The 22,015-nt window shown below is 59.2% G+C and carries 24 protein-coding genes; 9 read left to right on the top strand and 15 right to left on the bottom strand.

Annotated features, from left to right (window positions below; genetic code table 11):
- Positions 1-112: 112 nt before the first annotated feature.
- The 3 genes from PKC81_RS12420 to PKC81_RS12410 are packed head-to-tail and all read left to right on the top strand — an operon-like array spanning position 113 to position 3,534.
- Complete coding sequence (locus PKC81_RS12420) at positions 113-1,648, top strand: peptide ABC transporter substrate-binding protein (protein ID WP_324336553.1); 1,536 nt, start codon at positions 113-115, stop codon at positions 1,646-1,648.
- Positions 1,645-3,093 (top strand): ABC transporter substrate-binding protein, encoded by a 1,449-nt coding sequence (locus PKC81_RS12415; RefSeq protein WP_324336551.1) that lies wholly within the window; start codon positions 1,645-1,647, stop codon positions 3,091-3,093. Before PKC81_RS12420 ends, PKC81_RS12415 begins: the two co-directional genes overlap by 4 nt.
- A gap of 18 nt (positions 3,094-3,111) precedes the next feature.
- The gene (locus PKC81_RS12410; protein WP_324336549.1) at positions 3,112-3,534 is read left to right on the top strand and encodes a DUF4112 domain-containing protein; all 423 of its coding nucleotides are present in this window, start codon (positions 3,112-3,114) and stop codon (positions 3,532-3,534) included.
- Here the strand turns inward: PKC81_RS12410 and PKC81_RS12405 are convergent.
- The 14 genes from PKC81_RS12405 to hisS form a co-directional block, all read right to left on the bottom strand.
- Complete coding sequence (locus PKC81_RS12405) at positions 3,531-4,271, bottom strand: ribonuclease T (protein ID WP_324336547.1); 741 nt, start codon at positions 4,269-4,271, stop codon at positions 3,531-3,533. The genes PKC81_RS12410 and PKC81_RS12405 overlap by 4 nt on opposite strands.
- On the bottom strand, positions 4,261-5,109 hold the full coding sequence (gene nadC / locus PKC81_RS12400) for a carboxylating nicotinate-nucleotide diphosphorylase (RefSeq protein WP_324336557.1): 849 nt from the start codon (positions 5,107-5,109) through the stop codon (positions 4,261-4,263). The genes PKC81_RS12405 and nadC overlap by 11 nt, the downstream gene beginning before the upstream one ends.
- Entirely contained in the window at positions 5,109-5,555 is a 447-nt protein-coding gene (locus PKC81_RS12395) for a PaaI family thioesterase (RefSeq protein WP_324336545.1), read from the bottom strand. Before PKC81_RS12395 ends, nadC begins: the two co-directional genes overlap by 1 nt.
- A gap of 45 nt (positions 5,556-5,600) precedes the next feature.
- Entirely contained in the window at positions 5,601-5,960 is a 360-nt protein-coding gene (locus PKC81_RS12390; RefSeq protein WP_324336543.1) for a DUF3592 domain-containing protein, read from the bottom strand.
- Between the two features lie 83 nt (positions 5,961-6,043).
- Complete coding sequence (locus PKC81_RS12385; RefSeq protein WP_324336541.1) at positions 6,044-7,087, bottom strand: DUF2853 family protein; 1,044 nt, start codon at positions 7,085-7,087, stop codon at positions 6,044-6,046.
- A gap of 210 nt (positions 7,088-7,297) precedes the next feature.
- The gene (locus tag PKC81_RS12380; protein ID WP_324336539.1) at positions 7,298-7,978 is read right to left on the bottom strand and encodes a hypothetical protein; all 681 of its coding nucleotides are present in this window, start codon (positions 7,976-7,978) and stop codon (positions 7,298-7,300) included.
- The gene (gene nadA, locus PKC81_RS12375) at positions 7,975-8,985 is read right to left on the bottom strand and encodes a quinolinate synthase NadA (protein WP_324336537.1); all 1,011 of its coding nucleotides are present in this window, start codon (positions 8,983-8,985) and stop codon (positions 7,975-7,977) included. Before nadA ends, PKC81_RS12380 begins: the two co-directional genes overlap by 4 nt.
- A gap of 125 nt (positions 8,986-9,110) precedes the next feature.
- On the bottom strand, positions 9,111-9,818 hold the full coding sequence (locus tag PKC81_RS12370) for a DUF4230 domain-containing protein (RefSeq protein ID WP_324336535.1): 708 nt from the start codon (positions 9,816-9,818) through the stop codon (positions 9,111-9,113).
- Positions 9,800-10,711: an MBL fold metallo-hydrolase gene (locus tag PKC81_RS12365; RefSeq protein ID WP_324336534.1), complete on the bottom strand. Its 912-nt coding sequence runs from the start codon at positions 10,709-10,711 to the stop codon at positions 9,800-9,802. The genes PKC81_RS12370 and PKC81_RS12365 overlap by 19 nt, the downstream gene beginning before the upstream one ends.
- A 141-nt stretch (positions 10,712-10,852) precedes the next feature.
- On the bottom strand, positions 10,853-12,475 hold the full coding sequence (locus PKC81_RS12360) for a M56 family metallopeptidase (protein ID WP_324336532.1): 1,623 nt from the start codon (positions 12,473-12,475) through the stop codon (positions 10,853-10,855).
- Complete coding sequence (locus PKC81_RS12355) at positions 12,472-12,840, bottom strand: BlaI/MecI/CopY family transcriptional regulator (RefSeq protein ID WP_324336530.1); 369 nt, start codon at positions 12,838-12,840, stop codon at positions 12,472-12,474. Before PKC81_RS12355 ends, PKC81_RS12360 begins: the two co-directional genes overlap by 4 nt.
- A gap of 330 nt (positions 12,841-13,170) precedes the next feature.
- Positions 13,171-13,812 (bottom strand): glutathione S-transferase family protein, encoded by a 642-nt coding sequence (locus tag PKC81_RS12350; protein WP_324336528.1) that lies wholly within the window; start codon positions 13,810-13,812, stop codon positions 13,171-13,173.
- A 120-nt stretch (positions 13,813-13,932) separates the two neighbouring features.
- Positions 13,933-15,012 carry a peptide chain release factor 1 gene (gene prfA / locus PKC81_RS12345; protein ID WP_324336527.1) on the bottom strand — a complete coding sequence of 360 codons (1,080 nt, stop codon included), beginning with the start codon at positions 15,010-15,012 and terminating at the stop codon, positions 13,933-13,935.
- Between the two features lie 286 nt (positions 15,013-15,298).
- The gene (gene hisS, locus PKC81_RS12340; protein ID WP_324336525.1) at positions 15,299-16,609 is read right to left on the bottom strand and encodes a histidine--tRNA ligase; all 1,311 of its coding nucleotides are present in this window, start codon (positions 16,607-16,609) and stop codon (positions 15,299-15,301) included.
- 171 nt (positions 16,610-16,780) lie between these two features.
- On the opposite strand from hisS, the gene ppa reads away from it, so the two are divergent.
- From ppa to PKC81_RS12310, 6 genes are all read left to right on the top strand, one after another.
- Positions 16,781-17,317, top strand: a complete 537-nt coding sequence (gene ppa / locus PKC81_RS12335; protein ID WP_324336523.1) for an inorganic diphosphatase — start codon at positions 16,781-16,783, stop codon at positions 17,315-17,317.
- Positions 17,314-17,625: a hypothetical protein gene (locus PKC81_RS12330; RefSeq protein ID WP_324336522.1), complete on the top strand. Its 312-nt coding sequence runs from the start codon at positions 17,314-17,316 to the stop codon at positions 17,623-17,625. Before ppa ends, PKC81_RS12330 begins: the two co-directional genes overlap by 4 nt.
- 368 nt (positions 17,626-17,993) lie before the next feature.
- Positions 17,994-18,644 (top strand): TonB family protein, encoded by a 651-nt coding sequence (locus tag PKC81_RS12325; protein ID WP_324336515.1) that lies wholly within the window; start codon positions 17,994-17,996, stop codon positions 18,642-18,644.
- Positions 18,645-18,845: 201 nt separating this feature from the next.
- Positions 18,846-19,262 (top strand): hypothetical protein, encoded by a 417-nt coding sequence (locus PKC81_RS12320; RefSeq protein ID WP_324336513.1) that lies wholly within the window; start codon positions 18,846-18,848, stop codon positions 19,260-19,262.
- Positions 19,259-20,257 carry a bifunctional diaminohydroxyphosphoribosylaminopyrimidine deaminase/5-amino-6-(5-phosphoribosylamino)uracil reductase RibD gene (gene ribD, locus PKC81_RS12315; RefSeq protein ID WP_324336555.1) on the top strand — a complete coding sequence of 333 codons (999 nt, stop codon included), beginning with the start codon at positions 19,259-19,261 and terminating at the stop codon, positions 20,255-20,257. Before PKC81_RS12320 ends, ribD begins: the two co-directional genes overlap by 4 nt.
- On the top strand, positions 20,242-20,850 hold the full coding sequence (locus PKC81_RS12310) for a riboflavin synthase (protein WP_324336511.1): 609 nt from the start codon (positions 20,242-20,244) through the stop codon (positions 20,848-20,850). The genes ribD and PKC81_RS12310 overlap by 16 nt, the downstream gene beginning before the upstream one ends.
- Before the next feature lie 188 nt (positions 20,851-21,038).
- On the opposite strand, the gene PKC81_RS12305 is transcribed toward PKC81_RS12310, so the two are convergent.
- Entirely contained in the window at positions 21,039-21,788 is a 750-nt protein-coding gene (locus tag PKC81_RS12305; protein WP_324336509.1) for a DUF1134 domain-containing protein, read from the bottom strand.
- Positions 21,789-22,015: the final 227 nt, after the last annotated feature.

The raw sequence follows: 22,015 nt of genomic DNA, 5'->3' as shown, positions 1-22,015 counted from the left end.
CTTAAAATCTGTCGCCCTTTGGGCGTGCGGGTTCAAGTCCCGCCGTCCGCACCAACCCCTTCCCTGCGAATGCAGAGTTGCCCTGAAGCGGGCCACCGCCTAGTCTTGCAAGATGCGTTGGCTTGCCCCGTTCCTTGTCTTTTTGCTTCTCTCCTGTGGCGGAGGAAATACAGGAAAAGGCAGCGAAGGAGATGCCATTGTCCGGCTGATGGAAGCGGATTCCCGTGGACTTGATCCGCAATTGGTTTCCGATCTGGCCTCTACGCGCATTGCTGCCGACCTGTTCGAAGGGCTTACGCGTTTCGACGCAAAGGGAGAGGCCGAAGCCGGGTTGGCGCAAAGTTGGCAAACCAGCATGGATGGCCGCCTCTGGACGTTTCGCCTGCATCCCGGCCTTCGTTTTTCCGACGGGCAACCGCTAACGGCAAAAGTGTTCGAGCAGGCATTCCGCCGCATTCAGGACAAGCGCAGCGGATCACCCCATGGGCCCCTTTTTGGCGTGATCGAAGCAATCAATGCCTCTGATGCGCAAACGGTCGTCGTTCGGCTCAAAACCCCATTCCCGCAACTACCCGCACTGCTGGCCCATCCAGCGATGGCGGCACTACCTTTTCACCGGATAGAGGCGGCGGGAGAACGATGGGCGGCCGAGCGACCTCTGGTAACAAGCGGGGCGTATCGATTGACCGAATGGCGTTTGAGCCAGCAGCTCACCCTTGAAGCCAATCCGGAATGGCACGGCGGGACGCCCAGAACGCAACGCGTAATCTGGAAACCGATGGAAAATCTGAACTCCGCCATGCGACTGGTGCTTGCTGGCGGTGCCGACATCGGCAGTGAATACACCCCTGCCCGATACCACTGGTTACGCGAGCATCATCGGGATATCGCCAGAAATGCGCCTTTCCTTGGCACCTATTATTTCGCCTTCAACACGAGAAAGCCGCCATTCGATGATGTCAGGGTGCGACAGGCGCTTTCGATGGCGATTGACCGCGAATGGATCGCCTCCAAGATGGTCGACGCCGGCAACCTGCCCGCCTGGGGCCTGCTGCCGCCGGGACTTGACGGGGGACAAAGCTTCAAGCCGGAATGGGCGACACTGTCGCAAAAAGCCCGCACGGAGCGCGCCCGGAAATTGTTGGGACAGGCTGGCTATGGCCGTGGTCATCCACTTCGGTTTGAAATCCGCTTCAACAGTTCGACCGAGCATCGGCGCGCTGCCGTAGCGATGGCAACGATGTGGCGCGAACTTGGAGTAGAGGCCAAATTGCTCAACAGCGAAGCGAGCCTGCACTTCGACAGCCTGAAGCGCGCCGATTTCGAATTGGCGCGTTCAGGCTGGATTGCCGACTTGCCTGCACCCGAAAACTTCCTCGCGGTCCATTTGAGCAATAGCGGCCCGCAAAATTATTCGGGCTATGCCAATCCAGACTATGATCGCGCCGTCGAGCTGGCCATGGCCGAACCTGATCCAAAGCGCCGTGCAGGGTTGATGCGCGAGGCGGAAAGGATATTGATAGCCGATATGCCAATCCTGCCACTATACTTCTACGCATCACGTTCGCTGGTAAGCCCGAAAGTCCGCGGTTGGCAGGATAATCCCGGCAATATCCACCCCAGCCGAACCCTGTGGAAAGTGCCATGACGCGCACCTTTGCCATTTTGGGCGCGCTGCTAGCGTTGTCTGCCTGTTCGGGCGGTATCGACAACAACCGTCTGCGAGTGGATGTGATCGAAGACAGCCCACGGGAAATAGCGGTCGGGCGCATGCCGCTGTCACCAGCGTCTGCCTATTTGCGCAACGCAACAGCGCAGGGTCTTGTCGCCTTCGATTCCGAAGGTCGCGTCGTTCCGGCGCTGGCCTCACGTTGGATCGTCACTGACGACGATAAGGGTTATATTTTCCGACTGCAAAAAACGCGGTGGAACAATGGGCGCGAAGTGCGTTCCGACGAAGTTGCCGCTGCGTTGAAGGTCAGAGTCGCCGAACTGAGTCGGTCACGCTTTGGCGATGAACTGGCAAAGATCGACAGGATCTTGCCGATGACAGGCAAGGTCGTCGAGATCCGGTTGAACGCACCTGTACCGAACCTGCTCGAACTGCTGGCACAGCCCGAATTTGGAATGATCCACAGGGCTAACGGCTCTGGCCCGATGATTGCCGAGCGGATTGCGGGAAATCTGCAATTGCGCAACAGAACCGATGAGATTGACGGCACGATAGCTCTCGATGAAAAGCGGGTCATCCTCGCGGCGCACTCACCTTCTCGGGCTTTGGCCCGCTTTGCAGTCGGGCAGAGTGACCTTATTTTGAACGGTCGTTTCGAACATCTTCCTCTGCTGACAGCGACGGAGGGCAATGAGGCAGGCACGCGGTTCGATGCCGTTCCCGGACTGTTTGGCCTTTTGGTAACGGGTGACGGGCCGTTCCTCTCCAATGTTGCCAATCGCGAGGCGATCGCCATGGCGATCGACCGGCCTCGTCTTTTGACCTCTTTTGGCATTACCGATTGGCGGGAGACTTTGACGCTGTCCCCGGAAGCCCTGACCAATCGCGAACAATTGCCACGCCCCGAATGGTCAAGCCAAAATGTTCAGGAGCGCAAAGCTAGCGCGCAATCGACCATCGCCGCGTGGGAGGGATCTAACGGCCCTGTTCGGACGCTGCGCCTTGCCATGCCACGCGGCACGGGCAGCCGCATTCTCTTTGCACGCATTCGCAGTGATCTGGCCGCTATCGGACTTGAAGCGGAACGGGTAACCTATGCCCAGCCCGCCGATCTGGTCCTGATTGATCGCGTCGCCGACATATCAAGTCCGGGATGGTATTTGGACCAGATGTCTTGTCGGGCAACACCGATTTGCAGCGAGAAGGCCGACCAGCTGCTCGATGAAGCACGCACTGCCTTAACGCGCGAAGAACGTATTCGCTTGTGGGGGGAGGCCGAGCGCGAACTTATCGCTACCCGCAACTACATTCCCATCGCCAATCCGGTTCGCTGGTCGCTGGTACGTGACGGCCTTTTGGGCTTTGCGCAGAACCCGCGCGGATGGCATCCCTTGCAATATCTGGGGCGCGACCCGACATAAGCGAAAGAAGGAGGCACCATGCCCATTTCGCAGAACCAGTTTGAAGAGCTTGCCAAGACCTTGCCCGGTATGGGAACCGATCCGCATTCCGTGCGTCAGCGCGTGGAAGCGCTTGAGAAACTGCTCGAGCGCAGTTTTGTCATACCTGGCACCAAAATCCCATTCGGTCTGGATTCTGTCATCGGACTGGTCCCGGTTATTGGCGACCTGATTACCGCCGCCATGGGGGCTTATATGGTCTGGGAAGCGCGCAATCTGGGCATGTCAAAATGGCAATTGATGCGCATGTCCGCCAATATTGGAATTGATACCGCCTTAGGCGCTATTCCGCTTGTGGGTGACGCTTTTGATTTCATCTGGCGATCGAACAGCAAGAATCTGCGCATCATCCACAAGCATCTCGACAAACATCATCCGGGCACGCGGATTATCGAGAGCTAGGTTCCCCGCCAGATCTTGATCTGCGCATTGTCCGCAGCACCGCGAACGAAGTTGGGGCAAGCGCGTGGCTTGAATTTTTTATCGAGGCAAATGTGTACCTCTTCGAGCCAGCCTCTCCGGTTGGTTTTGACCTTGATCGCCTGGTCCGAAAGCCCGTCATTGTTGAGTGCAAATTCCTCGGTAAGGCGGGCAACCGTCAAATTGCCCTCCTTTTCACCTTGCCGGGACAGACGCTCCATATCGGGAAATTCCATCGCATCGAACAACAACCGCGCGGCACCAAAATAGGTTTCCGGCTTTCGCGCCATGCAGGTGCCATGTTTGGCCCACTCGTGCTGGAGCAACTGGACCGAAGGTGTCATGCAGATGTTCTGCGCCACCATTTTGCGCGACAATAACTCCGCCTTGCGACACCATTGAGGGTAGTTGGGTCCCTTAGCCTCCGGCCAAAGCCCATGGAGCACGAAGCCGAATTCGCCCATCGTCCTACCACATTGCAGCGCATCGTCAGGGTTCTTCTCCCGCCCACGGCAATGTTCACGGCTCCAGCTGAGTGCCAGGATATAGCCGTCGACAGCTGTACGCCGTATCTCGCCTGGCTTGGCAATTTCCGGCACCGGACGGGGAAGGCTTGCAGGTGGGCGGCACTGCCAAGCCTGCGCGAGCGCCGGTTCATGCGGCGTAGACGTAGCAAGCAATGCGAGCGCCGGCAGCGCCAGCGCGAACCTAGACCACATCGAAATCCAGCCCGATATCGGCAGCGGGTGCGCTCTGCGTCAGGCGGCCTACCGAGATATAGGTTACCCCGGTTTCGGCCTTGGCGCGGATGGTTTCTAGCGTGACGCCGCCGCTCGCTTCGGTAGGCACACGACCGTCAACTAGCTTTACCGCCGCTTTCAATTGCTCAACATCCATATTGTCGAGCAACAAATGTGTCGCACCTGCCTCGAGCCCCGGCTCAATCTGCTCGATCCGGTCGACCTCCAGGATGATGCGTTCAACGCCATGATCCTTGGCACGCCGCACGGCTTCGGCGACACCGCCTGCTACCGCGACATGGTTATCCTTGATCATAGCAGCATCCCAAAGCCCCATGCGATGGTTGGTGGCACCACCCATCCGCGTTGCATATTTTTCGAGGACACGCAGGCCCGGAATGGTCTTGCGCGTGTCGAGCAGCGTGCAACCCGTGTCCCGGATCGCCATCACATAGCGTCGCGTCATTGTCGCTATGCCGGACAGATGCTGCACGGTGTTGAGTGCAGAACGCTCCGCCGTCAGCATCGCCCGCGCCTTGCCGCGGATACGCATCAAGTCTGTTCCAGCCTCAACGCCATGGCCTTCATGCGCGAGCACCTCTAGCTCTATGTCGGGATCGAGATGGCGGAAAAAGGCCGCCGCTATCGGAAGCCCCGCCACAACAATCGGGTCGCGGCTGTCCATTACTCCTGCAAAGCGCAGATCAGCTGGGATCACGCTTTCCGAGGTGACGTCGCGCCCCGTCGGACCAAGGTCTTCGGCGAGTGTGGCGCGCACGAAATCGTCAAGATCAAAGCCGGGAAGATTGAACGCCATCATTTCTCTCCTCGCTCGGGCAACTTGTTGATTGTTCCCTGTGCCGCTGCGCACAATTTTTCAACGCCATCGATCACGCAATAAACCTCGCAACGGGCAACCGATTGGGTCGAGCCGCCGCTGATAGCGGTCGCGCGCGCGATCAGTTTCTCGGCAACCGCCGGGCGGATATAGTTGATTTTCATTTCGCCGGTTACGATCGCCGTACCCGCCAGTTTGGCGGCGCCCGCAAATGTCAGGGCGTTATCCGCCATATAGGCAACCACGCCGCCATGCACGAAACCGTGCTGCTGCCGAATTTTGTCGCTTATTTCGAGCTCGAGTTCGACCCCATCCGCGCTCCATTTGGAAAGTCGGGTCCCGATCAGCGCGCTGAATGGCTGACTAGCGAGAGCAGCCTGGCCGCGCGCCAGCATCGACATGCTCATATCTGCAATTTCTGTCATGATCGCAGCTAGACCGAAGTCGACGCCGTGGAAAAGCGGAATCTACTACAATCTGCCTTTTTTCGCCAACGCTTCACGCGCCAGTTCGACCAGCCAAGACGGTGCACTCACCCCCGGATCGTCGGGCAGGCAGATTAAGGCGATTGTACTGCCTTCGTCATATTCGGCCCATTTGCCGATACTGACCGAAGCAGCACGCCGATATTCGCGCCCGTCGGGGCCGGTGTAGGTAAAAGCCGGTCTTCGACTTCCCGACATTTCGGCACTTCCGGCGCGGAATTTATGCACAATGCGTCCCGTGACCGGCATTCCACGCCGTGCCAGCTCACCAAATTGTCGACCGCGCCAGACGCCAAAGCCGACAAAGGCTGCAACCAGAAGCAGGACAGGAACAATCCAAGTCATGCGCTGACCATAGTCCCGATTTGTGCAAAGAAAAGGGGCGGCCACCTCTATAGCCGCCCCTCATTGTCATTATCGCGATTGCCTTACTGGACAGTCACCTCAACCCGGCGCGCCGCGGTGTTGTCACCCGACGTATCGGTCGTATCGCTAGGCTTGACCAGTTCGATGGCCGTCGCCGGAATGCCGACAGCTTCCAACGCCTTGCCAACGCCCTGCGCCCGCTTTTTCGAGATTTCCGCGTTTACGGCTGCATTGCCAGTCGGATCGTTATATCCTGAAACCGCCAGCTTCGCCGTCGGATTTGCATCGATATAAGCCTTCACCTTTGCGGCTGCTGCTGCGAGGTCATTGGTGACATCCGATTTGCCACTGTCGAAATAGACCGTCAGCTTGGGTTTGCCATCGACATCCGCAGCGACCACACCCGCGCCTTCCGGAATGGCGGCGGTTGCCGTTGCATCGCCGGCTGCGGCATCGGCAGCTTCACCACCGGTTGCTTCGGTCGTCATCCCGTCATCCGCCGGAGCAGTTGCCTCCGGCGAGCAACTGCGCATCAGGAAGAAGAGCAGCAGGGCGAGCAAAGCCGCGAGCAAAAGCCATTTGAGCCAGCCGAGGCCACCACCAGTGTCTTCATCCTCATAACTCGATGCCGCATAGGCAGGTGCGGCTGCAGCAGGCGCTGGTTCAGGGGCAGGAGTCGGGGTCGCAACAACCGGTTCCGCTGCAGCAGCTGTAGCCGCTGTTCCCGCCACCGCAGCTGCGCCCAGTCCGGCTGCGGCAGCAAGCGGCGCGGCGGATGCATTGGTCCCGCCAAAGACGCTGAGAAGGCCGAAATGTTCGGCAAGGAGGTAATACACCGTGACGCGGTTCTTCGTCCGGTCTTCCTTCATTCGTTCGCCTACCGCAGCAATCGCACCGTCGAGCTCGGCATCGCTATTGGTAAGGCCGAGCTTTTTCTTCAGATAGTTTTCGCGAACACGGTCGGTTTCTTTGGCGTCCGAAAATGCCACCAGCGAACTGTCACGATTCTGGAGCGCAATGCCGCAATATCGCACAATCGCCTTCACCACAGTCTCGTCGGCATCCGCGACATATTTGCGGACATCTGCCAGCCAATCTTCAGCCATAAACGCTTCCTTTCATGCCTTGTGCTGCATGTTTGCAGCACGGTTTTAGCCCTGTATGGCCCAATGCCACACCCCAGGTATCTAAAGAGCGCGAAGCCTATTTGGCTGGAGCTGCAACGCAAGCTGACTTCAGTTACGCGACTCCAAATTTGCAAGATTATACAATGATTTTTGAGCAGATGCGAATCAAGTCTACACCCTTGGTTCGGGCTATGAAGCGCTCCACCCTTTGGCCTTGATCCAGGTATCGACCGCTTCGACCGGATCACCGTCCTTGCTACCCGGAATGGCAAGGATGAACTTGCCGTCAGGGCGGATTAGATGCACCTCGTCATAGGCTCCTTCTTCGGGATTCTTCGGATAAAGATGCCGCTGCACCAGCAAATAGCCCCGATAGGGCCCGGTCCGCACCAGCGCGTGGATCGAACCATCGACGACATATTTCTCCGCGCCGGTCTTCACATTAATCTGGTGGATTGCAGCGGAGGTGACCCAAGCCTCGGACTCGACATAGACGAAACCGCCATTCAGCGAGAAAACCGGATTCCACAGCGCCGCCATATTAGCCTTGCGGTCGTCTGCCGGGCGCGGCTTGAACAGGATGCGCGCTTTCCCTGTTGGCCCGTCGGCGATCCACAATTGCGTGCGCGTGTCATCATAGGCCGGTGTGCCCTCCACCAACACTTCGATGAACGCCACTGTGCGATAATCGGGCGCCAAGGCGGCTTGTTTGAACTTGCCCGTAGCGCTCAGCCGGGTGGGACGGCCCTCCCCGTTATAATAGAGGAGTTGCCCTTCGTCGGTGATCGAGACGTCGGGTTGGTTGGCGAAAGATGGGGCAGTCAACGCCAGCCCGACCAAGCCCAGCGCAATATGCAGCCACTGCCTCATGGATTGGGCGTCGCAAGATCCTTGCGCCCCAAATCGCCCTGCCCGACCGTTTTCGAGGCCATTTCGAGCATCCGGTCGAGGCTCTTCTTGGCCGCCAGCCGGACGCCTTCGTCCAGCTCGATCTGCGGCTGCAGGTCGCGCAGGGCGAGGTACAGTTTTTCGAGGGTATTCAGCGCCATATAGGGGCAGATATTGCACGCGCAGTTGCCGTCGGCGCCCGGCGCACCGATGAAGTTCTTCTCCGGCAGCGCCTTTTGCATCTGGTGGATGATGTGCGGCTCGGTTGCGATGATCACGGTATCACCGGGCACTTCCTTGGCATATTTCAAAATGCCGCTGGTCGAGCCAACATAATCGGCGTGATCGATGATATGCGGCGGACATTCCGGGTGCGCTGCAACGGGAGCGCCGGGATATTGCGCCTTGAGCTTGAGCAACTCGGTTTCGCTGAAAGCCTCATGTACTATACACACACCGGGCCAAAGCAGCATTTCGCGTCCGAACTTTCGACTGAGATAGCCGCCCAGGTGCCGGTCCGGGCCGAAGATGATTTTCTGTTCCTTAGGAATCTGCGCCAGAATGGTTTCGGCGCTGCTGCTGGTGACGATGATGTCGGACAGCGCCTTCACCTCGGCCGAGCAGTTGATGTAAGTGAGCGCGATATGATCTGGATGGGCGTCGCGGAAGGCTTTGAACCGGCCCGGCGGGCAGGCATCCTCCAGACTGCAACCGGCCGCCATATCGGGAAGTATCACTGTCTTTTGCGGTGAAAGTATCTTCGCGGTCTCGGCCATGAACTTCACCCCGCAAAAGGCGATGACATCGGCATCGGTTTCCGCCGCGCGGCGCGACAACTCAAGACTATCGCCCACGAAATCGGCCAGATCCTGAATCTCGGGCTTCTGATAATAGTGCGCGAGGATGACGGCGTTGCGTTCCTTCTTCAGCCGGTTGATTTCGGCGAGCAAGTCAAGGCCGGAAAGGTTTTCACGGACGGGGGCGTTCATTAATCGATACTCCGAATCTTCACCGTAGCGCTTAGCTTGTCGAAGGGCGCTTCTCGGCTGCAGAGCTACCCTGTGAGACGTGCTTCGACAAGCTCAGCACTGCGGTTTTTATGATATTTGAATTTTCAGCGCTTCAATATCTCTTCAAGCGGTGTCGATTCATCCCAGCGGGTAGTCACATCACCGCCAAGTTCGTCGGCGAAATAGGCCTCAACCTTAGCATCGAGTCCTGCCGCACGCAGCGGAGCCTCGAAATTTTGCTTGACCGCGCGCTTGAACGCCTCGCGTGCTAGCGTCATCGGCACCGGTCCATTGGCCTGTCGCGTCAACTCGGCAAGGCCTTTGTCGCGATTGGCATCATCGAGCACGTCGTCCACATCAGTGAACGCCCGCAATATGCCGTTCTCGCCATATTCCTGAATGGTTTTGAGGTCGATCTGCGGTGGCGCGGTTTCGATTGGCGGGATTTTAACGCGCAGCGTGCCAGTGTCGGCATCCCAACGGACGTCCTTCTCTCCCAACTTCGCTAGATCCACCTCGTAGCGCACCAATCCCTGCATGATCAGCGTCTTTTTCGCCGACAGGCCAAAGCGGCGCTGTTCGCTGGTGACGACCGCAGCATAGTTGGCGGCGAAGGCTGAAAGGCGATTCTGTTCGCGCAATCCCTGCAGGCTGGCACTGGCCACCGTTTCCGGTGCCGGGCCATCACGTAAACTGCGGAACCCGTCTATCGCCCACCAGACGGCAAGGATAAACAGGATGGGGGTGGCGAGCGCGGCGCCGCGCATCGCCCAACTGCGCAACTCGTTCTGGCTCAGGCTGCCAACTGCCATGCCTCACCATCCAGCGCCACGCGGCCCTGCTTTTCAAGATCGACCAGATGCGCAAGCACCGAGCGGCCTGCCGCGCCTTTAAGACGCTCGTCGAGGCCTTTGTACATTTCAGTCACCATATCGGGAATGACCTGAGCCCCCTGCTCGAGCAGGCCCAATATCTGCCGCTCGCGCATGCGCCGGTGGCCGATCATGCCGCGCACCAACTGCCGGGGATTGTCGACCGCCGGCCCATGCGCAGGATAATAGACGCGATCTGCGCGATCATAGAGCTTTTGCAGCGAAGCCATATAGGCAGACATGTCGCCATCGGGTGGAGAGACAACGCTGGTCGACCATTTCATCACATGGTCGCCGGTGAACAGCGCCCCGCTTTCGAGCAAAGCATAGCAAAGATGGTTGCTGGTGTGCCCGGGGGTTGCGACCGCCTCGATTGTCCAACCTTCACCTGAAATCCGTTCGCCATCCTCAAGGATGCGATCAGGTGCATAATCAGGATCGAAGGCACTATCGGCGCGCGGGCCATCATCTGCAATCGACAGCGGTGCGCAGCCAATGATTGGAGCCCCCGTCAGCGCCTTGAGGGGCGCCGCAGCGGGCGAGTGGTCGCGATGCGTGTGGGTGCAGAGGATGGCGGTGATCTTCGCGTCGCCCACGGCGCGCAGGATCGCCTCGACATGGCCTTCACCATTCATGTCCTTGGGATCGCCGATACTGAGGCCGCTTCCAGCAGGACCTGGATCGATAACTGCGATCTCGCTTCCCGCGCCTACCAGCCAGGTCTGCGTTCCCGTGAAGGTGTAAGGCGACGGGTTGGGTGCCAGCACGCGCCGCACCAGAGGCTCATGCTGTTCGGTTTCGCCTGCGTGAATGCTGTCGGGCCATTCGCTCATACTGATCTATATGGTGGCGCGAACGGCGCTGGGCAATGAAAAAGGGGCGAGTCCTATGACCCGCCCCGTCTAGGTTGCGAAGCTGAACTGGGGAGCTAGCTTCGGGGATACCCCAAATTTTGTTTTTATCTCGAAAATTGATCAGGCGTCGCCGCTGGCCTCGGGCGCGTTTTTCAGTTCACGCTCCAGCTGCTCGATATTTTCCTGAAGACTCTTCATGACATCCTTGCGCACGGATTCGGGAATGTTCGCATCGCGCTTAATGCTCTCGCGGGCTTCTTTGAGGCCTTGAATAGCATGTGTACGCGCCATCTTCGCATGCGCATTGGCGCACATTGCGATTTTCACGCGCGTTTTCCTGTCGCCGTCCATGCCCTCGACATTCGTCGTCAACAGTTCGCCGTCATTGCATTTGACCTGCACCTTACGAACCGCCTCTGGCGCGCCTGGAGCGACAGGCGGCATCGGAGGAACCACCACTTCATCGACAGTGAAATGCATAACGTCAGGGCTGGCAGGGTCAGCCAGCTTGCCGTCCTTGGTTACGCGAACGAACATAGCGGTTTTCTTCTCACCATCGGCATCCTGCCAATCGGCCTTGGCGCGGGAAGCTTCTGCTTCGGCAACCATCTTGGCGATATCAGCTTCACTCAATTCCTTGTTCGAACGCAGGATGATGGTTTTTCCGTCTTTCTCGATTTTTTTGACAAAAGGTGTGTCAGCGTCCCCCGAAACATCGACAGTTACATCCTTACCGTCGGCATTCTTTACGACGATCACCTTGTGTTTGCGGACTTCAACCGTCTTTTCTCCTTCGGAACCTGCGAGCGCTGGTTGGTCTTCGGCAAACACGGGCACAACGGTTGCGGTCAATGGCAGGGTAACGATGGCTGCTGCCAGGATCGCCAGCTTGCCGGTCAATCGACGACCTTTGCTGGTCTCATTCATCATCAGTCTCCTCAATCTCTGAATTATTGTTTTGGGGTTGTTGAGCGCCATTGCAAAAGCCGGCAGCCCTTCGGTGGCAGTGCGCGCAAGGGCGCGGCCATAGCTTTGGCGGGTGGAGGCATCGGCTCCCGCAACGACGCGAGCATCACAGGCCGCCTCCTGATCGAAACGGAACGCGCTCCAGGCCATCCAGGCGAGTGGGTTAAACCACATCAGGCACAGGAAGATGAAGGCCGCCAGGTTGGCGAACAGGTCTCCGCCACGATGGTGCGCCAATTCATGCGCCAGAGCCAGTTCGCGCTCGCGGGGAGAAAAGGTGCGCGTGAATTCGCGCGGTACCGCAACATAGCGTTTGAAAAGGCCGAATGCGAGCGGGCCGGGTATGCGGTCGGTCTGGATGACGCGGATTCCATCGAGCTGATCGATTTCGACCGCATCACTCAGCAATTCTTCGCGCATCGCTGTGTAGCGGAACATCTGGATTATGAAGAGCAACGCCGCCCCGCCCAGCCACAGCGACAGTGCGACGACCGACCAATCGATCGTCATGCCGGTTACCGGAGATACCGGTGCGTTTGCCGTGACCGTCGTGAGTGCTGCTTCGCGCACGGTTTCAACAATCGCTGCGTCGACTGGTACAGCAGGAGCGGAGACTTCCTGCGTCAGCGTCGGCATGAACAGTCTCGCCGCAGGTAAAGCCCACAGGAAATAGGCCGTGCCCGCGCCAAAATGGCGTGCCACAGGAGCTCGGATCAAAAGCACCAGCAGTAGCAACGCGCTGGTCGCAAGCAATGTGTCGCTCAGCCACTCCGTCATGATTTCATCTCCCTCAGCAGCTTTTCGATTTGGGCAATTTCATCGTCGCTCAGGCTCTGTTGCTCGGCGAGGTGCGCGACCAGCGGCATCAGCTTGCCGCCAAAGAAGCGGTCGACAAGGCGGCGCGATTCGCGACTGACATAGGCTTCGCGCTGCACCAGCGGCGAATAGAGAAAGCGGCGGCCGTCGAGATGATGGCCGACCGCTTCCTTCGCGACAAGGCGCGAAAGCAAAGTCTTCACTGTCGCCAAAGACCAGTCGCGCTGGCGGGCCACCCTGCCGGCAACATCGGTGGCGGTCAGGGGTGCTTCCTCCCAGAGCACTTCCATCACTGCCAACTCTGCTTCACTGATACGTTCGGACATCCAGAATCACCTTACCTATGTTGCCCCAATTTCGATTACAGGCGTAGTCATATCGATTACGGATGTAAACCATCGCTTCGACGAACGACATCGGCGAGCGGACAAATGGCAGGGAGAAAGGGCGTCAAAATGTCGGCGATTTTTACAGCGCGAAGAAAGTTAATTTCACTGAAACCAACCAACTAATTGTTTTACTTATATGATGTAAAACTGGCACGGGCACTGCATTAGGATAGATGTTCAACACCCACACGCCATGGACGGGTTGGTTGCTTATCTGGTCTCGCACCAACCCGTCCCGGCACTTCTTCCCAAAAATAGAATTTCAGCTCAGGCAGCCAAACCCTGTTTCGCGTCCGCGCTGGCGATCGCAGAGGGCATCGCCGCAATCTTGTCTCGCCATGCCTTGAGATGGGTCGCATCATCGGGGATCGGCTGCCCCACCATTGCGCCAAATTCGACCCAGCAAAACAGCGATATGTCAGCAAGAGTGAACGCATCGCCTGCTACAAAGGGCTGCGTTGCCAAAAGCGCATCCGCCTGCCGCAAGCCGTCCTGCGCATAGGCCTTGTTGCCCGGCGCCGCTTCGGGAACGCACAGCATGCGTTTCTCGAACATCGGCAGGCCTTCGGCGCTACGGAAGCCGTTCATCATCGGGCTGCCAATGCTGTAATCGATATGGCGGATCGCGGAACGCACTGCGGCGCGCGCCTCGGGCGTCGCACCGACCAAAGGCTTTTCGGGAAAGCGCTCATCGAGATAGTCGCAGATCACCGTCGCTTCGGAAATCAGGCTGCCATCATCGAGTTCCAGCACCGGAATGCCGCCGCGCGGATGCTTTTTCAGCCATTCGCCCTGCCGGTTCTCACCAGCCATGATGTCCACAAAAGCACGATCAATTTTGAGGCCTTTTTCGGCAAGATAGAAGAGGACAACACGAGGGTTGGGGCCAACTGACTGGTATAATTTCATCGTCGCACTCTCCTTTTGCGGTCAAAAATCACCGTAGCCCTGAGCCTGTCGAAGGGCGCTTGTCGGCTGGACGTGCTTCGACAGGCTCAGCACTACGGTTCTGCTTAATGCCATCATGACTTAACCGGCGTCCAGCCCCGCCAGTCGCGCAGACTGGTCCTCGGATATCAGCGCGTCAACCATCTCGGCCAAACCACCACCCTCAAGAATCTCGGGCAGCTTGTGCAGCGTCAGGTTGATGCGGTGGTCGGTGACCCGGCCTTGCGGGAAATTATAGGTGCGGATGCGCTCGCTGCGGTCGCCGCTGCCGACCATCGCCTTGCGCGCCTCGGCCTCGGCCCCTTGCGCCTCTTCGCGTTCCTTTTCGTAGATGCGGGCGCGCAAAACCTGCATCGCCTTTTCCTTGTTCTTGTGCTGGCTGCGGCCGTCCTGGCAGGTGACGACAATGCCGGTCGGCGCGTGGGTGATGCGCACCGCGCTATCGGTGGTGTTCACATGCTGTCCGCCCGCGCCCGAGGCACGATAGACGTCGATCTTGAGGTCCTTGTCCTCGATATGGACATCGACCTCGGTGGGCTCGGGTAATACCGCGACGGTCGCGGCGCTGGTATGGATGCGGCCGCCGCTTTCGGTCACCGGCACGCGCTGCACCCGGTGCACGCCGCTTTCAAATTTCAGCTTGGCAAACACGCCCGCGCCCGAGACAGCGGCAACGATTTCCTTGAACCCGCCCACGTCGGAGGCGCTCATCGAGATCGGTTCGACTTTCCAGCCCTGCAATCCTGCATAGCGTTCGTACATCCGGTAAAGATCGCCAGCGAACAGCGCGGCCTCATCCCCGCCGGTGCCAGCACGGATTTCGAGCATCGCCGAACGCTGGTCGGCAACATCGCGGGGGAGGAGGAGGATGGCAAGATCATGTTCGGCGGTTTCGATCCGCGCGCGCACCGCATCGATTTCCTCACCTGCCATCGCCTTCAAATCGGCATCATCCCCGGCGAGCATTTCCTCCAGCCCGGCCAGTTCATCGCGCAAGCCGCGCAGGTCGGCAGCGGCTTTGGCCACCGGCTCGATCTCCGAATATTCCTTTGACGCCTGCACAAAGGCATCACCCTCCAGCGTGCCAGAGGCCATCCGCGCCTCAAGCTCGGCAAACCGCGCCTGTATCTGCGCGATGCGTTGGGGGGAGATGGTGGTCATTTTTGACTCACGCAGAGGCGCAGAGGCGTGGAGAGATCGTGCTTTAAATCACCTCCACACACATCGTCGCCCCGCACTTGATGCGGGGCTTGGCTTTTCTCTGCGCCGTAAGAGAAACAGCCTAACCCCGTGTCAAGCACGGGGCGACGGAGCGGATAGTGTGCCAATTTATCTCTCACTTCGTCATTCCCGCGAAGGCGGGAATCCATCACCGGCACTCTCGGGTAAACCTGACGGTCAGGTGATGGCCCCCCGCCTTCGCGGGGGTGACGAATGGCATGGCTTGTCATTGAAAAAAGCCTTCAATTCTTGCGCGAATTTCGTTCTCTGCCTTCAGCGTCACTTTGACCGCGCCGTCTTGCGAAGCAATTGTAGCAATTGCGTTCGCACCAAATTTAACAGCTTTATCAAATCTCTTGCGAGGAGAACCGCTCGCAACAAGTTCGGCCTTGAAACCGGCCCGTCGCATATCGGTCACCGCCGCAATCCCGCGGCCAATAAGCTGATCATCTTCGACCACGATGACAATGTCGAATACCGGTTCGGCAACATCACCAATCAACATCGCCAACCGCTCAATACCCGCAGCCCAGCCCACCGCCGGTGTCGCAGGCCCGCCCAGATTTTCGATCAATCCGTCATAACGCCCGCCGCCGAGCACGGTTCCTTGCGCGCCCAGCCGGTCGGTGGTGAATTCGAACGCGGTGTGGCGGTAATAATCGAGGCCGCGCACCAGTTTGGCATTGCGCGTCCAGGCGACGCCGGCGGCATCCAGCCCCGCCGTCACAGCACCGAAAAAGTCCTGCGCCTCGCTGCTCAAAAACTCGTCAATTTTCGGTGCGGCATGGGCGACGCCGCGATCGTCGGGATCCTTGCTGTCAAGGATTCGCAGCGGGTTTTTCTCCAGCCGCGACAGGCTGTCTTCGGAGAGGACATCCTTGTGATCGTTGAAATAGGTGATCAGCGCCGCGCGCCAGGCATCGCGGCTGGCGACATCGCCGAGCGTGTTCAATTCCAGCGTGACGCCTTCCTTGATGCCCAGCTCGTGCAGCAACTGGTCGGCCATCACCAGCAGTTCGACATCCGCCGCCGGTTCGGCCGCGCCGATGATTTCGGCGTCGATCTGGTGGAACTGGCGATAGCGGCCCTTTTGCGGGCGTTCATAGCGGAACAGGGGCCCATGCGCGGTTACCTTCATCGGTGCATGTTGCTGCCAGCCATTGGTGAGGTAAGCGCGCGCAATCCCCGCCGTAAATTCAGGGCGCAGCGTGATCGAATCCCCGCCGCGATCCTCGAAGGTGTACATTTCCTTGGATACGACATCGGTCGCCTCGCCTAGCGAACGGGCAAAAACCGCGGTCGGCTCGATAACCGGCAGTTGCAGCCCCTTGAAACCATAAAGCCGCCGCACGCGCTCAAAAGTCGAAACGACATGGGCAAACCGTTCCTCGGTTTCGCCATACATATCCTGTGTGCCGCGCACGGGCTGGGGGGTCTGAATCTTTGCCATATCGCGCGCGTCCCTAGCGGGTTTTGTGGGGGTAAGGAATAGGGTCTCTCCCCTCCTCTTCAGGGGAGGTGCAGCGAGACTTGGCATCTTTGATGCCTAGTCGCAGCGGGGTGGGGTTTTGCAGTCCTTGCGCAATACTGACAGACCCCACCCCAACCCCTCCCCTGAAGGGGAGGGGCTTAGCCCCCTCATTCAGCCTTCCGTAAGCCGCAATATTCGACTAGGGGCCGCGCCAAACAACCATGAAAGCCACCTCCCATGCGTATCGACCTCATCCCTGCCGGCGACAATCCGCCCGAAAGCCTCAACGTGCTGATCGAAGTGCCCATCGGCGGCGAACCTGTGAAATATGAATTCGACAAGGCATCGGGCGCGCTGTTTGTCGATCGTTTCCTGCACACCCCGATGCGCTATCCGGCCAATTACGGCTTCGTGCCGCACACGCTGGGTGAGGATGGCGATCCGCTGGACGCGCTGGTCGTGGCGCGTTCGCCGATTGTTGCGGGTGCAGTGGTCAAGTGCCGTCCGGTCGGCGTGCTGATGATGGAAGATGACGCAGGCGGCGATGAAAAACTGCTCTGCGTGCCCGTCAACAAGACTTTTCCTTATTATGCCGATGTCGTGACCTATAAGGACATGCCGCCGATCGTGCTGCAGCAGATCGAGCATTTCTTCACCCACTATAAAGACCTTGAGCCCGGCAAATGGGCCAAGCTCAACGGCTGGGGCGATGTCGACGAGGCCAAGCGCATCATCGTCGAATGCGTAGAGCGTGCGAAGGAACAGGGCGTATGAAGCGGCTGATGCTCGTGCCTGTGATTGCGCTGGCACTAAGTGCCTGCGCCACACCGGAAAAGCGTATCCGCACCGCATTGACCGATGCCGGGCTCTCAAAGCCGATAGCAGGCTGCATGGCCGACCGAATGGTGGACCGGCTGTCGCTGTTTCAGCTCAACAAGTTGAATGGCCTGAAGAAATTGCAAGGCAAGAAAGCCAGCCAGATCACCATCGAGGAATTCGTCAAGCGCACCAAGGCTCTTCAGGATCCAGAGATATTGGGCGTGGTGAGTTCATCTGGCGTAATCTGCGCGATCAAGGCTTAAGCCTGTTTCAACAGTCGCGGCGTTGCGACAAAGATTCCCTCAGAAGGAACAAGAAAATAAGGAAGAAGGGCGGCAGCCCTTCCACTTCCATTGCGCCGAAATGCGATAGCGCCGTTGATTAATGGCGCTTCGCGCCTTTTTCCTTATTCCCTTCTTCCTTTTGAAGAAAACGTTTCACATACCAAGCGTCTGCGAACTCGCTCCCTTTATCGACCGACAGCTAGACATGTAACACCTGACGCTACGTCATTCCCTTGACATTGCCATGTTATGTTGTATCATTAACTCGCGACTATCGGCCTGGGCGGGCTTTAGTCCCGCTTGCTCCCGGGCCGGTAGCTGCACAGCTACAGGAGAGAGGAGCTGCAATGAGTTACGCAAGCGAAAACAAACGCCCAAACCCCGCGAGCATGGCGCTCGCCATCGGGCTGAATGGCAGCATCATATTGGCGGTCGCGCTGTCGCCTGTGATTGTCGAAAAGGTCATCCGCGATCCGTTTGAGGGCCGAAGCATCCCCGTCGAGCCTCTGCCCCCCAAACAGGACGAGAAACAACAGGATACCGAAACCAAACCGCTCGACCCGATCTATGTGCCAGACCCGGTGATCAAGGATATTCCCAAAGACCCGGTCGACATCCGCACTGGCCAAGATGAAACCAAAGGCACGGTGCTGGCGGGCGGCAGCGGCACCGGTGAAACGCTGATCAAGGATCCACCGCCGGACCCGCCCGCAATCTTCAAGGCGGCCAACCGTGATCCGCGCTTTGCCCGCGATTTCCAACCCGACTATCCGTCCAACTTGCTGCAACGCGAGATTGAGGGCAGCGCCACCGTCCGCGTGCTGATCGGGAGCGATGGGCGCGTACGCGAGGCGCAGGTGGTACGTGCGACCCATCCCGATTTCGGCAAGGCGACGGTGAAACAGGCTTTGAAGGCATGGCGCTTCACGCCTGCTACGCGCGGGGATGTTGCGGTCGAGGATTGGCAAACGCTGAGTGTGCGGTTTACGATTAATTAGAGCCAAACTGAGCAAACATTACCGTAGTGCTGAGCCTGTCGAAGCACGTCGAGAGGTTGGCGCCAACGCTGAAAGGCGCCCTTCGACAGGCTAAGGGCTACGGTTTTGTTCTAGCTCATATCGCCCTGGCTGCACCCATTGGCCAGTTCCGGCGGGGAATCCCCACTGGAATTCCGCCTCCGCAATCCCTACACAGGCCGCATGAGTTTCTTCCAGGATGCATCGCTAAAAGGCGGAATGGCCGACCTGTTCGGCTATATGCGCGAACAGCGCGGCGGGCGGCTGTTGATCTTGCTGCTCGCCTGTGTGCCAACCGCGACGATCATTACGATGTTCTATTTCGACGCGAAGGACAAGGCGACCCCGCCGCCTCCGACCGTCACCTATTTCGAAAGCTGGCCCGCTGACCGGTCGGTCGAAGAAAGCCTTGCAGCGATCCGCGAATATCAGAAGAAAAAGGATGCGATGCGCGCCCGCGAGCGCGAAGCCTATAAGGCCTTGGGCAGCGCCGTCGGCATGGATGTCGAGACTCTCGATGCAGAAGCGCAAAAGGACGAGGCCGAACGCCGCGCCAAGGCCGAGGCAAACATCGCTGCCCGAGTGGGAGCGTCGAAATAGCCGTCGTAGCCAAAGTTTCTGGCGAAGACCGGCGTTGGCTTTCCGCCGCCATCGCGCTTGCCGAACGCGGCAAGGGGCTAACGGGTAACAACCCCTCGGTCGGCTGTATCATCGTCAAGGATGGCGTCGTCATCGGGCGCGGCTGGACACAAGCCGGTGGCCGCCCCCATGCAGAAGCGGTCGCACTGAAGCAGGCGGGAAGCGCTGCGGCAGGCGCGACAATCTATGTCAGCCTTGAACCCTGTGCACATGAAAGCGCGCGTGGACCAGCTTGCACCGACAGCCTGATCGCCGCCAAGCCCGCGCGCGTCGTCGGCGCACTGACTGACCCCGATCCCCGCACCGCAGGCAAGGGTTTTGACCGGCTCGAAGCTGCGGGCATTATGGTCGAACGCGATGCGATGACGGCCGATGCACGCGCCGGTCTGGCCGGTTTCATTAGCCGCATCATCAAAGGCCGCCCGCATGTTACGCTCAAGCTGGCGACCTCGCTCGACGGCTGCATCGCGATGGCGGATGGCAGCAGCCGCTGGATCACCGGCGATGCCGCGCGCGCGCACGCGCATCTCGAGCGCGCGCGATGCGATGCCATCCTGGTCGGCGCAGGCACGGTGCGCGCAGATACGCCACGGCTCGATGTCCGCCTGCCCGGTCTGGAGGCGCGCACTCCGCGCCGCATCATGCTATGCAGCGGTGACGCGCCCGCAGGCTGGGAAGCCCTCCGTACGCCGCAAGATATCGCCTCGCTCGATTGCAACAGCCTGATCGTCGAAGGTGGCGCACAAACAGCCAGTGCCTTCCTGCGCGCCGGGCTGGTTGACCGGTTGATGCTCTACCGCGCGCCGATCCTGATAGGCGGTGGCAAGCCGTGCCTTGGCGACATAGGCCTCACCGATCTGGCCGAGGCACATGGCCAATGGCGATTTACAGACACGCGGATGCTTGGCAACAACCGGTTTGAAGTCTACGAGGCCATCCCATGTTCACAGGCATAGTCACCGACATCGGAACCATCACTACCGCCGAACAACGCGGCGACCTGCGGCTCGTAATCCAGTGCGGCTATGACATGGGCGGGGTCGATATGGGCGCGTCAATTGCCTGTTCGGGCTGCTGCCTGACCGTGGTCGATAAGGGCGTGGACTGGTTTGCAGTCGATGCTTCTGGGGAAACCCTCAGCAAGACCGCAGGCGGTATGTGGACGCAAGGCCGCCGCCTGAACCTCGAGCGCGCGCTCAAGCTGGGCGATGAGCTGGGCGGGCATATCGTCACCGGCCATGTCGACGGCGTCGGCGAAGTGTTGTCTGTCGAACCCATTGGCGATTCGCATAAGGTGACCATCGCTGCCCCTGCTGCGTTAGCGCCTTATATTGCCGAAAAAGGCTCGATCACCATTGATGGCGTTTCGCTGACAGTCAACAGCGTGACCGATGCGAGCGACGGTCGTGCGCATTTCACGCTCAACATCATCCCGCACACCTGGGACGTCACCACGCTTGCCGAACTGGCGGAGGGTCGCGCGGTCAACCTCGAGATCGATGTCCTCGCACGCTATCTGAAGCGTATGGAAGAAGTCCGCGCACGCTAGATTAGTCCGGCACCAGCCCTCTCCCCGCCCGTTTGCAAATGTCCGGGGGACATTTGGTAGGGCCGGCCTCCCAAACAGGATATGCTATGGGAGGCCGGGTGGGGGAGCGGGTCGGCGCCGGACAACGGGCAAAAAAAGGGCGTCCCGAAGGACGCCCATTTAGCCCCTGTTTGGTGCGACCCGGGGGCTTAAAATGGCAGCCAGCGCTGCTTCTTGGAAAACTTCATATAGCCGACATTGGCCCCGAGCCGCAGCCCGGCACCAACGCGGATCGGGATGAGCACAATATCGCCGCGGCGCAGATAGCTCGCGTTGAACCCGCCCACCAGATAGGCCACACCCTCGCCCGAGGGGAAGCGGCGGTACAGATCTTCGGTGTCGTAAAGATTATAGACCAGCACAAAGGTGCTGCCCGCATTGGCACCCGCGTCGAAACCAATCGAAGGGCCGGTCCAGTAAACCGGTTTCTCGCCCTCAACCTTGTGGTGCAACGTGCCCGAGCCATAGCGCAGACCCACAACCAGCGCGCCACCACCCTCTCGGCCGACAATATAGCCGTTGGGCCTGCCCTGCTTTTTGAGGATATCCTCGATCAGATTGCCCAAGCCCTGCGCACCTTTGCCGAACACGCCCTCTGCTGCACCGATGAGGTCATCTTCCTGATAGGTAGATTGATCTCCCGCCGGTGGAGTTGCGGTCGGGGCCGCGGAGCTTTCCATGCCCGGCGCAACCGTCGTATCGCCTTCGATTGGCGGATCGGTGGGAATGTCCGTGGCAGTTGGCGTTTCAACTTTAGGTGGCGTTCCCAGATCGGCGTCGATGGCGTCGTTGGGGTCGACAGTCTGGATTTGTGCACTGGCGGGCAAGCCAGCCAGCAGCAATGCGGCAAATGCAAGCGCCAGACGGCTCCCGAATTTTTGCAGGGACAGGCCAGTCATAAGTCGCAATCCTCCATATTCACGTGAAAGGCTAACGGCCCGCTTAGGGCACGCACAATGAACCGGCGATGAGTCGAGTCGCTTTCGCGCCCAAGCGAGTCAAATTTCACGTTGTAATAGGCATTGCAGCCCGGGTGCTTGCTCGCTATAGGCCCCCGACGCCAATCGCGCAGGAGACGTGGGTGAGTGGCTGAAACCAACGGTTTGCTAAACCGTCGTACTGGTAA

Source organism: Sphingorhabdus sp. (assembly GCF_035329025.1).
Taxonomy (GTDB): Bacteria; Pseudomonadota; Alphaproteobacteria; order Sphingomonadales; family Sphingomonadaceae; genus Sphingorhabdus_B.
This window is presented reverse-complemented; position numbering and strand designations above follow the sequence as displayed.